We start from the raw sequence: 12,851 nt of genomic DNA on the forward strand, positions 1-12,851 counted from the left end.
GATTCCCATCACCCGCTCCAATATGGGCCTGTAGCTCAGCTGGTTAGAGCGCACGCCTGATAAGCGTGAGGTCGATGGTTCGAGTCCATTCAGGCCCATTGTTTTCATTATAAATTATTTTTACTATAATGCGCCTTTAGCTCAGCTGGATAGAGCATACGCCTTCTAAGCGTACGGTCAGAGGTTCGAATCCTCTAAGGCGCGTAATATATACGCATGAATATGTAAAGAACCCCGAAACTCAATTTTGAATCGGGGTTCTTTTTTATATTAATGTAAAAATAAGATAGATTGCTGTTCCCCACATTATGAGAGCTGATATCTTATTAAGAACTGTAATAAATCCTCCTGAGTTGTTTAATCTACCAACTTGTCTTCCTACCAAAGCTAGTGCAATAAACCATATCCAAGAAGTAGTAATACAAGCTAAAGCAAATCCAAGTTTGTCCATTCCTGAATAGGATAATGAACTTGTTCCAATTACCCCAATCGTATCCATTATGGCATGAGGATTCAACAATGAGACCGATGTAGCAAAGGCAATTTGCTTTTTGGGAGAAAGAGCATTCGCTTCTGATGAGCTTGTATTTGATTTACTTTTCCAAGTGACAAAGCCCATATATGCTAAAAATAATACTCCAACCAATAAAAGAGTGAATTTTATCCATGGAATCCCGAAAACAATAACGGATACACCTAATACAGCCAAGGATATAAGGAACGTATCGCAAAGGGACGCTGTAATTATAACCGGTAATGCTCTACTAAATCTTGGTTGAGTTGCTCCTTGGTTGAAAACAAATACATTCTGGACGCCTAATGGAAGAATAAGTCCAAAGGCCAGTATAAACCCGTGTATAATAGCGCTTATCATTTAATAATCTACAACCCTTTCTACTATGTAACAGTCAAGTCACTAAATTATAACACTAGGAGTAGATTCAAATATATTGAGAAGCATTACTTTTTTGAAAAATAAAAGGGAGCTTCAGGTGAATCCTGTTCAAAATAGAGGGTGGCTTATTGTCACAATAATTCTTTACAAATAATACGCAAAAAGTGGTAAGCACATGTAAGATAAATGAAGTGTAAAGAATGTTTGACACCTTACAAAATCTAAAGGTGGCTTAGTCATGGAAAATAGAATCAAGGAATACAGAGAAAAGAATGGTTTTCACAAGGAAAATTAGGAGATTTGTGTAATGTGACAAGGCAAACAATCAATGCCATTGAAAATAATAAATATGATCCAAGTTTAGAATGGGTATTTAATTTATCTTATGTTTTAGGTCGTCCTATTGTACATTGGTCAAGCAGTTTTATTTAATAATCATGAGATAAGTTCAGTATTTGCAACAGATTTCCAAAATTTAGAGGATCTTGCGGAAGCATCACCTATTGTAATAACTGCACAAACTAAGGAAAAGGGTAAAAATCTTTACATATAGTGACGTTGAATTTGTTAAAACCAAAATAATGGTTCAAGATATTTTAAGAGATGAAACTAACCAATTAAAAAAAGGTGAATCTATCAATTTACTTCAAACCTATGTTAAGGAAGATCCGCTTGTAAAAAACATGAGAAAGTCCTACTTTTCCTTGAACAGTATAAGGGGAAAGTAATTTTCTTATGATGAAAATGCAAAGATGGCAGACCCAATGCCTAAAAGTGGTAAGCAAGAATATGCTGAAAAGACAAGGTTTGACGGATGAAGAAATAGCAGAATATTTTAAGTAAGGATTAGTATTTGGTGTTAAAATAAATACTTTTTTAATATTGAACCTATTATGATTTGATAATCGTCTAATAGCAGAACTTGAAGTAGGTTGAAAGGGAGGGTAGTAGATTGGACAGAGAAGAAAAAGACTCCATATTAGAAAAAATAATGATTGAATATGGTAATGAGTTGGTACGATTGGCGTTTTCTTATGTGAAAGATGCCGAGATAGCTAAGGATCTGGTATACTAACGAATCAGAAAGTAAAATAACTTGAATGTTTTACAAATTTTTCCTATAATAAATCTGTTAGCCAAGATTAGTTGAGCCAAGTTGAGAAAAGGAGAGACGAGAAAATGTGTAAAACTGAGTTGTATGCTCAATCGGGAGTTGCGATGACATGTCGCTCTTACCAAGAGTATAAAGAAATGTTTATGTTAAAAGAAGGCTTGTTAAGTAATGGAAGGATTCTTGATATTGCATCTGGGGCCTCTTCATTTACTGCCGAATTAAATCAAAAAGGATATGAGGCTATAGCAGTTGACCCTTTATACACCCTTACAAGTGAAGAAATGTATGATCTAGGAAAAAAGGAAATTAAAATAGCCTCTCAAAAGTTATCCCAAAATGAAAATCTTTTTATATGGAACGATTATAAAAGTCTAAAACATCACGATGAAATTCGAGAACGTTCTTTAAATCAATTTATAGAAAGTTATCGTGAAGATAATAATAAAGAAAAATATATTTCCGCAACCTTGCCGTTCTTACCTTTTGATAATGATACGTTTGCGTTAGTTTTTTGTAATCACTTTCTATTTTTATATCGAGAACAATTTGATTATAAATTTCATTTAGATGCTATTAATGAAATGATAAGGATTACACAAAAAGGTGGATCAATATTGATATATCCATTGGTTGATTTTAAAGATGGAATTTACCCGCATTTAAACAAACTAATAGATGACATAAGTGAAATTGGCATAAATATTAAAATTAACAAAACAGAATTTCGATTTCTTCCATCAGCAACTAACTTTCTCACTATTGAAAAATAAATGAGTAAAATGACGCTTGCTAAAATACATAGTAACGCCATTGGGTTTAACTAACGTTGGCGAATATGAAAGAAGAATAGCTACGGATTCAGCAGAAGTGGTGGCTGTACTTGAAAAAGATGTAAGGTTAGTTTCTCCAGTAAATTGACAATCTCTCTTTTAAATTAAAGATAATTCTCTATTCTTGAGGTGTGTATATTGAGGGGGGGAATATGGAGCTAAGAAAGCTAACTCACGATCGAGTCATTGATAAATTAATAAACAATAGAAAAATAGTAGTTGCTTGTTTAGAATTGGTTTCACCAATTTTCTTCTTCGTATATTTCCTTTTTATTGGATTTCCATGGCCTTGTATTCTATTTATGTTATTTGTACATATCATTTCATTAATATTCGATATTAAGGAAAAACAAAAGAAATTAGGATATTTATTCGGAATAGTTTTTAATTCAATATATCTAATAATGATTTTAGGCTTCATTACATATTTAACTAACAATGATTTCAATACTTCTCAATACCCTGCAGGTGAGAAAGAGTTCAGAACGGGAATTTTCAACTTTGTTTTAGTTATTTTAGCAGAAATTTTTAACACAATGACTGCTATCGTGTTGTTGATTAATGTAAAGAAGTTTTGACTTTTACAATAAGTATAATTTATTTTTACTGATTTTGGAATTTTAGTTCTGAATAAATTGGTGAACTAGCCAAGTTCAAAAGGAGGGGCAATTTTAAATAAATGTTTAATTAATATTTCAGTAAAATGGAAGTTAATTGGTTACTGTCCAAATAAACAACTGTATAATAAAGATGATAATGGAATTTCGAGAGAGGTGGAAACTTTGAGATTATTTTTCCAAGCTGTAATTTTTTCAATCGTTATTCACGTCATTTATATTGGGGGAAGTCTAGTTCATGGATTGAGTCAAACGTGGAACTTTGTACCGGATATAGAGAATGCCTATGAAAATGTAACGGTTCTTCAAAACGAGGTTTCATTTGGATATGTAGGAAGTCCCATGTATTTAGTTTTTACATTTATAGTAATGGCGCTAATTGGTGCTGCAGCCATTCAACTTTTAAAAAGAATCCGTTTAGCTAAAACAAGCGTTTAATGTTATAATGATAGTAATAAACAACAGAAGGGATGATGGGTGGCCGATGTTAAACTAATCTTATTTTTAAAAGTTTGAAATGAAAATATTTCAAATCATACAAAATAGGATTAGTCTGCCCATTTTTCATATATAACTTGAGCTATTAGTGAATAGCTTTATTTGAGTACACAAAAATGCGACTAATCCTTCCAACAAAATTGGGAGGATTTTTTAATTTCCGGAGATTTGTGGGGTTCGAATCCTCCCTACTATAAAGAGGGGCGATTATATGCGTGAATTATTAAAATTACAAAATATCGGATATGAAGTCAATGATGTCACGGTTTTTGAAGATGTGAATGCAAGTGTTCAAGAAGGAGATAGGATCGGCATTATTGGAAAAAATGGTGCTGGGAAGTCAACTTTGCTGCAATTAATAAACAAGACGTTAGTGCCAACAAAAGGGCAATTTAGATGGCTCGTTCAAAGTCCAGAGATTGTCTTGGTGGAACAGGAAACGAAAAATTTTTCAGTAGAGGAGTTGACATATTGCGAAAGTAAACTGCTTGAGAAATGGCATGTACCAACAGGTGATTTTTCACAATTAAGTGGTGGCGAAAAATTGAAGGCGCGGCTTGCCAAAGGGTTGGCGAGGGCTACTGATTTATTGCTTTTGGACGAACCGACAAACCACCTAGATGAACCAAGCAAGGAATTGCTTAAGGAACAATTGCAACAATTTAAAGGTACGATTATTTTGGTATCGCATGATCGCTATTTTTTAGATGAAGTTGCAACAAAGATTTGGTCTATTGAAGGTAGAAAGTTAATTGAACACAAAGGTAATTATTCAAGTTATATGGATGCCCGCAAACAGAAAAGATTAACACAAGCGCGGGAATATGAGAAACAGCAAAAAATGGTTGAACAAATTGAGGGACAAATCAACGAGCTTACTTCTTGGTCAAAAAAAGCACATGCCCAGTCCACGAAAAAAGAAGGTTTTAAGGAATATTATCGTGTAAAAGCAAAACGTATGGATTCGCAAGTAAAGTCAAAACAAAAGCGTCTTGAGAAAGAACTTGAAAAAGCAAAGGTGGAGCGGGTTGAACCGGAATACACTGTACGTTTTTCAATGAAGGCCAATACCAAGGTAGGGAAACGTTTTTTAGAGGTTAAGAATTTATCGAAGGCTTTTGATGGGAGAACTTTATTTAAAGACGTTAATTTTACAATTCAGCATGGCGAAAAGTTGGCGTTAATAGGACCGAATGGCAGTGGCAAAACGACTTTAATAAAAATAATTATGGGTGAGGAAACGGCTCAAGGAAATGTCTGGGTATCGCCTTCAGCTGAGATCGGCTATCTAACTCAGGAAGTGTTTGACCTGCCGCTTGCCCAAACGCCAGAACAGTTATTTTATCGAGAAACATTTGAAGTAAGAGGGCAAGTTCAAAATTTAATGAAGCACCTCGGCTTTACGGCATCACAGTGGAAAGAGCCGATTGCAGCTATGAGTATGGGGGAGCGGGTAAAGTGTAAGCTAATGGCTTATATTTTAGAGGAAAAAGATGTACTCATTTTAGATGAACCAACCAATCATCTTGATTTAGCCTCACGTGAACAGTTGGAAAACACTCTATCACTGTACAATGGGACACTTTTAGTCGTATCACATGACCGCTATTTTCTTGAAAAGACAACAAGCGGTAAACTCGAGATTTCGAATAATAGGATTCACAGGCAGTGGAAAGAACCAGTCCAGAATAATGATTCTAAAGAAGAGCTGCGGTTGAAGCTTGAAACTGAAAGACAAGAAGTGTTAGGAAAGCTGAGCTTTCTCACCCCAAAGGATCAGGCATACGCAGAGCTTGATTTGAAATTTAACGAATTAACAAAGCAAATCAAATCGCTTGGGAAGTGATTGCCAAAAGAAGTGGGACACAGGGTCGGGAACTGTGTCCCACTTTTAGTTAAGTTATCTCTTTGCAAGAACTTCCCGAAATTCTTCGTTACTTTCAAGTACTTTCTTTGCGTAAGTACACTCTGGGATAATAGCAATATTTTCTTCCTTCGCATATTCCACGATTCTATTCACTAATTTTTTCCCAAGCCCTTTGCCATTATGTCCTTCATTAACAATTGTATGCTTTACAGTAATGAGCTCTTTTCCATTTTCATCGGATCCGCTCGGCACAAATTGTATTCTTGCTATTACTTCTCCATTTTCCTCCATGTAAATTTCATTATTACCTAGCTTAAATTCGTCCATTCTATACCATCTCCTCAATTTGTTTTTTACCGCAAAATAAAATGATGTCCTTAAAAGGACGATACCATCTAATTTTCTTAACAGCAAGCATCGGGACACAGGGTCGGGAACTGTGTCCCACATTTTTTGTGTTTAGTGAATTTAACCCAAAAATAGGAATAATAAAAAATGATAGGAAAATACTAAAAAAAATTCAATGAATAAGGAAGGAAGGGGGGGCCTTATGGGCAAGAATGTAGCAATTTTTTTAATTTGTTTTGCCATAGCATTTGGTGGTGGGTACTTATTCTTTAAAAATAACCAAGCTTCAGAACCAGCACAAAACGGAGAACAAACAGATCAAGCTGCAAAGGATAAAGCGATCGATCAACAACAGGGTGATGCATCTGATAATGAAGGAAGAATCCTTGTTCAACGCGGTTGTATTTCCTGTCATAGTGTGTCTGCACTTAATATTCAAGGGGGGGCGACCGGTCCGGATTTATCACAAGCCTATGTAAATGTTGAGGGAAAGCACGGTGTGCCGATTGAGGAATTTCTCAAAAAACCGACATCTGCTGTAATGGCTGGTGTGCTTGGAGACAAACCCTTGACAGAGGATGAATTAAAAGCAGTTCTTGAAGCATTGAAGACTGCATCAGAGAAGTAAGAATGCTTGTTTGGAGGTGTTTTTATGAAGAAATGGATAGCGGCCATTACAGGCTTAGTGGCAGGTGGACTAGCTTCAACCGTTATTTTTGCTGACTTTGATAGAAATACGAATCAAGCAAATACAAATACCAATGCCTCAAATGTTGCTTCATATGCCGAAAGGACTTATGTTCCGTTTGGAGAGCATGATGAATATTATCTATTTGCTTCAGGAGGCCATTCCGGGCAAATGTTTATTTATGGTGTACCCTCAATGCGGCGTATTCGAACCATTCCAGTCTTTTCGCCGGATTCCGCAACAGGGTATGGCTATGACAAACATACAAAAGAATTAATGGGTGGATATACTTGGGGTGACCTCCACCATCCGGCTTTATCTGAAACAGATGGAGATTATGATGGAAAGTATTTATTTGCCACAGATGTTGCCAATAATCGTGCAGCAGTCTTGGACTTAAAAACGTTTACAACGATGGATATTTTAAAGGTTCCAAATACAGGTGGTCCGCATTGTGCGGCTTTTGTTACACCGAATACGGAGTATTTATTCTTGCCGACTCGTTTTGCTGTTCCTCTAGGTTTTGAATATGCACCATTAGACGAATATAACGAGAAATATAGAGGTGTAATGTCTGCAGTTACGTTTAATGAAGATAAGAAAAAGCTTGAGCTGGCTTATCAAGTTGCTTTGCCTCCATGGTCATTTGATTTGTCTGATGCCGGGAAAAAAGGTTCGGAAGGTTGGTCCGTTATGACAACTTATAATACGGAAGAAGCAACGACGGAAATGGAAATTAATGCCTCTCAAAAAGACCGAGATTATATCGTTCTTTATAATTGGAAAGAGCTTGAGAAAATGGTAGCAGATGGGCAATACGACATGGTTGGGGACGTAAAGATGATTTTTCCTGAGAAGCATAAGGGAGGTATATTCTTAGTACCGACGGCTAAATCCCCGCATGGTGTTGATGTTACTCCGGACGGTACGCGTTTTATTGCTTCTGGAAAACTCGCTCCAGCGATGACTGTCTTTTCATTCGAAAAAGCCTTTAAAGCTATTGAAGACAAAAAGTTTTCAGGAGAGTTTAACGGCATTCCAGTCTTGGATTATGAGTCTGTAATGGAGAGGGAAGTAAATCCTGAAAATGCCCTGGGGCCATTGCATTCGCAATTTGATGAAAAAGGTCATTGCTATACAACGATGTTTATTTCATCCGAGATTGTTAAATGGGACCCTAGTTCGGGTGAAGTTCTTGACCGGATCCCGGTACAATATTCACCGGGTCATTTAGCAGCCGCGGAGGGTGATACGGTAAGTCCGGATGGGAAATATCTTGTTTCCTTAAATAAAATTGCGAAGGATACTTATCTCGGAGTTGGTCCGTCCCATCCGGAATCTATGCAGCTTATTGATCTTTCTGGAGATAAGATGGAACTTATTTATTCTGCCCCTGTTGACCCTGAGCCCCATTATGCACAAATGGTCAAGGCAGATAAATTGTCCACAGACAAAATTTATGAAAAAGATGAAAAACGTCCGAATAGTATTTGGAATCAAAAGGATGCAGGCATTACCAGAAATGGAAACACTGTCGAAGTTCGTGGTGTTGCGATGAGATCTAAATTTATTTTCGATGGAGCTGCTGAACGAAAAGACGTTATCCATGTAAAAGAAGGAGATAAGGTCGTTATTCATTTAACAAATATTGACCTTGACCAGGATATTACACATGGCTTTGGAATTAATTCCTATGATTTGAATATGGAGGTTCAGCCAGGACAGACCAATACAATGGAATTTATAGCTGATAAAGCCGGTACTTATCCATTGTATTGCACAAACTTCTGCTCCGCATTGCATCAGGAAATGAACGGATATTTATTGGTTGAACCAAAAGGATAGAAGAAGGGCAGGGCATATAATGCCCTTTTTCTAATTCGTGAAAGGAGAACCTAATAATGAAGAATGCGCTTTCGATGCCATCGGTTATTTCATTGTGCATAGCTGGTATTTTACTGGCATTATCTATTTTTTTTTCATGGTGGGGGATGAAGTTTTATGCACCTCAATACCCGGAAGGATTGGATATCATCGTTTATCCATATAAATTAGCGGGAGAAATTGATATTGTAAATGGCTTAAATCACTATATCGGTATGAAAAATTTTAGCGAAGAGGATTTTCCAGAGCTGCAGTACTTGCCATACATTATCGGAGGGATGGCTTTATTAGCATTTATTGTGGCCTTAGTAAGGAGAAAAGGTTTGCTCTATGTCCTAATTGGTCTTTTTGTTGCGGGTGGAGCAATTGGAATTTATGATATCAATCGCTGGTTGAAGGATTATGGAACGAACCTTGATCCAAAAGCCCCGATTGAGGTTGAACCATTTGTCCCACCTGTTGTTGGTGAAAACACGATCGCTAATTTTGTAACGGACAGCTATTTCAGCTATGGTTCCTTTATTTTAGGAGCTGCCTTTTTGTGCGTCCTTTTTCCATTATGGAGGGATCGAAAACAATGAGAAAGAACAGGGTTTGGATAATAGGAATGATGCTTTTCTTTGTATTCATCTTTCCTACCCATTATTTTACAAAAGAAAAAAACTTACAAGAACTGATTGATGAAACCCCTTCTAATGGAATGCTTTTACTTCAAGATAAAACCTATGAGGGCAATGTAGTAATTTCCAAACCGATAACAATCAAAGGCTCTGGTAAAACTCATATTAAAGGAGACGGTACAGGCAATGTCATTCTTATCAAAGAGCCCGGACATGGAGTTCGATTGGAAAATTTGAAAATCTCCCATGGCAGCTTAAGTAGAAATTCATTGGAAGAGTATTCGGCGGTAAAGGTTTTATCTGACCGAAATGTGTTAAAGGATCTTACAATTAGTGATTCATTTCATGGAATTTATTTGAGCGGCTCACATGATAATAATATTTCACGAGTGCATGTTACTGGAGTGGGTGAAGGTGAAATAGGGGGTCAAGGGAATGGAATTCAACTGATTCGTTCCCATCGAAATCAATTGAGTGATTCGGATATTAAAAATTCACGTGACGGTATTTATTTTTATTATGCCAATGACAATGTAACAGAAGGTGTTGACGTCAGTCATACGAGATATGGGCTGCATTATATGTATTCCGATAACAATCGTTTCTATAACAACAACTTTCACCTTAATACAGGTGGTGCAGCCATTATGCAATCTAAGGGCATTGAATTAATTGGAAATGAATTTTCCTACCATCAAGGGACACGTGCCTTTGGTCTAATGATTCAAGCTAGCAATGAAAATAAAATTGAGGATAATCGCTTTTTCTATAATCAGCGGGGAATTTATTTTGACCTGTCACAGCATAATGACATCCTCCATAATGATTTTCACCAAAATCAAATCGGCGTTGAGCTCTGGACCAGCTCCAGTGATCAAATCTTTTCTTTAAATCGATTTTACAACAACACCATACCTGTTATTACAGTTGGTGGCCAATCGAATAACGAGTGGAGTATGGATCAGAAAGGAAATGAATGGGGGAGTTCAATCCCATTATTGGATTTGAATAGAGATCAGATTGGGGATATCCCGGTACGATATGAATCTTCACTAGCAAAGCTAATCGAGGATCAAGAGCTTGTTTATCTGTTTTTGCAGAGTCCTGCCATTTTGATTTACGAAAAAATAAATCAATTTTTACATAAGCAAGAAATCGTTTTTGAAGATCCTTATCCTTTGGTGGGCAATCAACAAACGAGCATGGGGATGGTCTGGGTGCTTCTTTTGCCCCTTATTCTTTTTTTCAGTATTTATGTTCAAAGAAGAAAGGCTCGTTCGTGAGAATTTGCATGCATAGCTATTTCATAAGTGAACAACATAGATAGTAAAAGGAGTGTGTAATAAATGAGGCCTAAAATCATGTTTATTTCTTTGATTTTTTTAGCTGGACTGGTAGGTTGTAATATCAATAACAATAACGCAGGCGAAGATGCACAGCCAAGGATGGGAGACAATGTAGGGCAGGTTACTAGTCCGGGTAACGGGACGAATACAACAAATATGACAAACACAACTAATCTAGGACAGCAATATGATGATCCATATAATCATAATTATAACGGATCGTATTCTGGGGAACAGGGTACCCAGATATCGAATGATGTTCGGTCAGCCCAACGAGTAGCCTCCAGAGCATCTGAAGCGGCTGAAGATATTGCTGGAGTAAATCGGGCTGTATCAGTTGTACAAGGGGCAGATATTGTTGTCGCTATTGACGTTAACCAAAAGGGTGATGAGCAGGGATTAGAGAAAAAAGTTCAACAAGTGATAGCGAAAAACGAGCAGGGTTATAATGTCTACGTTACATCAGATCCGGACATTAAAGAAAGAGTCCATACCCTATTTACGAATATGAATAATGTAAAGACAAGCTTTGTCTCAAAGGGAATTGGCGAAATCATTTATGATATTGGACATGCAGATGGACGCCGGTAGGCTGGGACACAGGGTCGGGAACTGCGGCTCGCCCAGCTCAATCCCGCAAAAGGGGGAAGCTCCATGTCGTGGAGCTTCTCCCTTTTTTCGTTTAATCAACCACAATATAACCGATCATTGGGATACTATGATCTCTATGGGCATGTGTATCACAAATCAAACGATAGGTGCCCTCTTCCTCAAACTGAAGCGGGACCATCGTAGTTCCGCCTTTTTTTACAATCCCACTGATATCCGTTCCTTCTATATGAAAAGGATGATCCTCACCGTTAGTAGCATTAATATAAAGATTTACTTTTTCTCCCTTTTCTAGAAAAATAGTTCCTGGATCCCAGCGTTGAACAACTAAATCTTTCCCATCTTTTGTTTTCGTATGGAATTCGATCGTAATCATATCGATTTCACGAATACTGTCATTTGACTGTTGCAGCCATACCGGTAAATCCCCCTGCTTTAGCAAAAAGTACCCGAAAAATCCAGCAACCAAAATGATAGCTGTAGTTAAAAAAAGTAGTAGTGTTTTTTTCGTCACAACAAAAAAGTTCATATGTTATAGCCCCTTTCGGAATGTGTCCTATTTCATAATTATGCCGAGAGGGTAGCTAAACTTGTCTTTTTTTAAAAATTTTTAAAATAAAAGTAAATAATTTCGTTTGACAATCCAACTGGTCATCGTCTACTGTATATTTAATCTAATAAATATTGCGGAAGACTGTAGTGGGAGAGAACGTAATTATACGTCACCGAAGGGGCAAATCTTAAATGAAAGATGAATCTCTCAGGTAAAAAGACCACTGTAGGACGCATCTCTGGAGAGTGCTTTAGGCCACCCACGGGGAATACCTTCAAATAATAGGTTAAACTCTCAGGTACAAGGACAGAGAAAAGAGTTTCTCTGTATTTTGTCATGTTTACTTATTTATAAGGGGGTTTTTTTGTGGTTTGGGATGTATTGAATGTCATTGGCACGATTGCCTTTGCAATAAGCGGGGCCATTATTGCAATAGAGGTGAAGTATGATATTATTGGTACTTATGCGCTAGGATTGATCACTGCATTTGCCGGCGGAGCTGTAAGGAACCTCTTGATTGGTATCCCCATCACCGTATTGTGGCAACAAACAGAACTGTTCATTATTGCAATAATCACTATTGCGATCGTTTTTCTGTTTCCAGAAAAAGTTGTTCATAGATTAAAAGAATTGAACCTCTTTGATGCAATAGGGCTATCTTCCTTTGCAGTGCAGGGTGCGATGTATGCACACTCAGTTGACCTCCCTATCATAGCTATTATGTTTTCTGCTGCGATTACAGGTGCAGGTGGCGGAATCATTCGCGATGTATTGGCTCAACAAAAGCCACTTGTATTCCAAAAGGAGGTTTATCTCCTGTGGGCTATGCTTGCTGGGTTCATTATCGGGATGGGGTGGGCTACGGAATCATACCAATTCTACACACTTTTTGTTTTGATTCTTATATTGCGTGTGATGTCCTATCAGTTCGGCTGGTGCTTGCCAACTAGAACTTCTAAAAGTTTACAAGGAAACTAAATAA

Annotated in this window: 14 protein-coding genes, 2 tRNA genes, 2 pseudogenes and 2 riboswitches; of the genes and pseudogenes, 15 read left to right on the forward strand and 3 right to left on the reverse strand. The window is 37.1% G+C overall.

Features of this window, described 5'->3' with window-relative positions; translation table 11 throughout:
- Positions 1-24: 24 nt before the first annotated feature.
- Both BAZO_RS05165 and BAZO_RS05170 read left to right on the forward strand, forming a co-directional pair.
- Positions 25-98: transfer RNA gene (locus tag BAZO_RS05165), tRNA-Ile, on the forward strand.
- A gap of 32 nt (positions 99-130) precedes the next feature.
- A tRNA-Arg gene (locus BAZO_RS05170) sits at positions 131-204 on the forward strand.
- Between the two features lie 61 nt (positions 205-265).
- Here BAZO_RS05170 and BAZO_RS05175 read toward each other — a convergent pair.
- Positions 266-874, reverse strand: a complete 609-nt coding sequence (locus BAZO_RS05175; RefSeq protein WP_003330266.1) for a LysE/ArgO family amino acid transporter — start codon at positions 872-874, stop codon at positions 266-268.
- Between the two features lie 259 nt (positions 875-1,133).
- Between BAZO_RS05175 and BAZO_RS21575 the strand changes: the two are divergent.
- From BAZO_RS21575 to abc-f, 7 genes and pseudogenes are all read left to right on the forward strand, one after another.
- Positions 1,134-1,327: pseudogene (locus BAZO_RS21575) on the forward strand (helix-turn-helix transcriptional regulator).
- Between the two features lie 520 nt (positions 1,328-1,847).
- Positions 1,848-1,964: pseudogene (locus BAZO_RS21580) on the forward strand (sigma-70 family RNA polymerase sigma factor); the annotation flags it as partial.
- Positions 1,965-2,074: 110 nt separating this feature from the next.
- A complete protein-coding gene (locus tag BAZO_RS05185; protein WP_003330270.1) occupies positions 2,075-2,779 on the forward strand; it encodes a class I SAM-dependent methyltransferase in 705 nt (234 codons plus the stop codon).
- A gap of 16 nt (positions 2,780-2,795) precedes the next feature.
- Entirely contained in the window at positions 2,796-2,927 is a 132-nt protein-coding gene (locus BAZO_RS23170; RefSeq protein ID WP_267880049.1) for a hypothetical protein, read from the forward strand.
- A gap of 64 nt (positions 2,928-2,991) precedes the next feature.
- A complete protein-coding gene (locus BAZO_RS05190; RefSeq protein WP_003330271.1) occupies positions 2,992-3,417 on the forward strand; it encodes a hypothetical protein in 426 nt (141 codons plus the stop codon).
- A 204-nt stretch (positions 3,418-3,621) separates the two neighbouring features.
- The gene (locus BAZO_RS05195; protein WP_003330272.1) at positions 3,622-3,894 is read left to right on the forward strand and encodes a hypothetical protein; all 273 of its coding nucleotides are present in this window, start codon (positions 3,622-3,624) and stop codon (positions 3,892-3,894) included.
- Between the two features lie 271 nt (positions 3,895-4,165).
- Entirely contained in the window at positions 4,166-5,800 is a 1,635-nt protein-coding gene (abc-f, locus tag BAZO_RS05200; RefSeq protein ID WP_003330273.1) for a ribosomal protection-like ABC-F family protein, read from the forward strand.
- A gap of 54 nt (positions 5,801-5,854) precedes the next feature.
- On the opposite strand, the gene BAZO_RS05205 is transcribed toward abc-f, so the two are convergent.
- Positions 5,855-6,271 carry a GNAT family N-acetyltransferase gene (locus tag BAZO_RS05205; RefSeq protein WP_081585642.1) on the reverse strand — a complete coding sequence of 139 codons (417 nt, stop codon included), beginning with the start codon at positions 6,269-6,271 and terminating at the stop codon, positions 5,855-5,857.
- Between the two features lie 100 nt (positions 6,272-6,371).
- Between BAZO_RS05205 and BAZO_RS05210 the strand changes: the two genes are divergently transcribed.
- The 5 genes from BAZO_RS05210 (at position 6,372) to BAZO_RS05230 (ending at position 11,298) form a co-directional block, all read left to right on the forward strand.
- Positions 6,372-6,797 (forward strand): hypothetical protein, encoded by a 426-nt coding sequence (locus BAZO_RS05210; protein WP_003330275.1) that lies wholly within the window; start codon positions 6,372-6,374, stop codon positions 6,795-6,797.
- A 24-nt stretch (positions 6,798-6,821) separates the two neighbouring features.
- Entirely contained in the window at positions 6,822-8,702 is a 1,881-nt protein-coding gene (gene nosZ, locus BAZO_RS05215) for a Sec-dependent nitrous-oxide reductase (protein ID WP_003330276.1), read from the forward strand.
- 56 nt (positions 8,703-8,758) lie between these two features.
- On the forward strand, positions 8,759-9,322 hold the full coding sequence (locus BAZO_RS05220; protein WP_003330277.1) for a hypothetical protein: 564 nt from the start codon (positions 8,759-8,761) through the stop codon (positions 9,320-9,322).
- Entirely contained in the window at positions 9,319-10,644 is a 1,326-nt protein-coding gene (nosD, locus tag BAZO_RS05225; RefSeq protein WP_003330278.1) for a nitrous oxide reductase family maturation protein NosD, read from the forward strand. Before BAZO_RS05220 ends, nosD begins: the two co-directional genes overlap by 4 nt.
- Positions 10,645-10,707: 63 nt before the next feature.
- On the forward strand, positions 10,708-11,298 hold the full coding sequence (locus BAZO_RS05230) for a YhcN/YlaJ family sporulation lipoprotein (protein WP_003330279.1): 591 nt from the start codon (positions 10,708-10,710) through the stop codon (positions 11,296-11,298).
- Between the two features lie 91 nt (positions 11,299-11,389).
- Here the strand turns inward: BAZO_RS05230 and BAZO_RS05235 are convergent, their stop codons facing one another.
- A complete protein-coding gene (locus BAZO_RS05235) occupies positions 11,390-11,845 on the reverse strand; it encodes a cupredoxin domain-containing protein (RefSeq protein WP_003330280.1) in 456 nt (151 codons plus the stop codon).
- 161 nt (positions 11,846-12,006) lie between these two features.
- A riboswitch (glycine riboswitch) is annotated at positions 12,007-12,102 on the forward strand.
- Positions 12,103-12,104: 2 nt separating this feature from the next.
- A riboswitch (glycine riboswitch) is annotated at positions 12,105-12,182 on the forward strand.
- A gap of 53 nt (positions 12,183-12,235) precedes the next feature.
- On the opposite strand from BAZO_RS05235, the gene BAZO_RS05240 reads away from it, so the two are divergent.
- Positions 12,236-12,847, forward strand: a complete 612-nt coding sequence (locus BAZO_RS05240; RefSeq protein ID WP_003330281.1) for a trimeric intracellular cation channel family protein — start codon at positions 12,236-12,238, stop codon at positions 12,845-12,847.
- Positions 12,848-12,851: the final 4 nt, after the last annotated feature.

It is taken from the genome of Schinkia azotoformans LMG 9581 (genome assembly GCF_000307855.1).
Taxonomy (GTDB): Bacteria; Bacillota; Bacilli; order Bacillales; family Bacillaceae_J; genus Schinkia; species Schinkia azotoformans.

Coding starts and splice junctions, on each gene's coding strand:
- BAZO_RS05175 (WP_003330266.1), bottom strand. CDS start 874: ATGATAAGCGCTATTATACACGGGTTTATACTGGCCTTTGGACTTATT.
- BAZO_RS05185 (WP_003330270.1), top strand. CDS start 2,075: ATGTGTAAAACTGAGTTGTATGCTCAATCGGGAGTTGCGATGACATGT.
- BAZO_RS05190 (WP_003330271.1), top strand. CDS start 2,992: ATGGAGCTAAGAAAGCTAACTCACGATCGAGTCATTGATAAATTAATA.
- abc-f (WP_003330273.1), top strand. CDS start 4,166: ATGCGTGAATTATTAAAATTACAAAATATCGGATATGAAGTCAATGAT.
- BAZO_RS05205 (WP_081585642.1), bottom strand. CDS start 6,271: ATGTGGGACACAGTTCCCGACCCTGTGTCCCGATGCTTGCTGTTAAGA.
- BAZO_RS05210 (WP_003330275.1), top strand. CDS start 6,372: ATGGGCAAGAATGTAGCAATTTTTTTAATTTGTTTTGCCATAGCATTT.
- nosZ (WP_003330276.1), top strand. CDS start 6,822: ATGAAGAAATGGATAGCGGCCATTACAGGCTTAGTGGCAGGTGGACTA.
- BAZO_RS05220 (WP_003330277.1), top strand. CDS start 8,759: ATGAAGAATGCGCTTTCGATGCCATCGGTTATTTCATTGTGCATAGCT.
- nosD (WP_003330278.1), top strand. CDS start 9,319: ATGAGAAAGAACAGGGTTTGGATAATAGGAATGATGCTTTTCTTTGTA.
- BAZO_RS05230 (WP_003330279.1), top strand. CDS start 10,708: ATGAGGCCTAAAATCATGTTTATTTCTTTGATTTTTTTAGCTGGACTG.
- BAZO_RS05235 (WP_003330280.1), bottom strand. CDS start 11,845: ATGAACTTTTTTGTTGTGACGAAAAAAACACTACTACTTTTTTTAACT.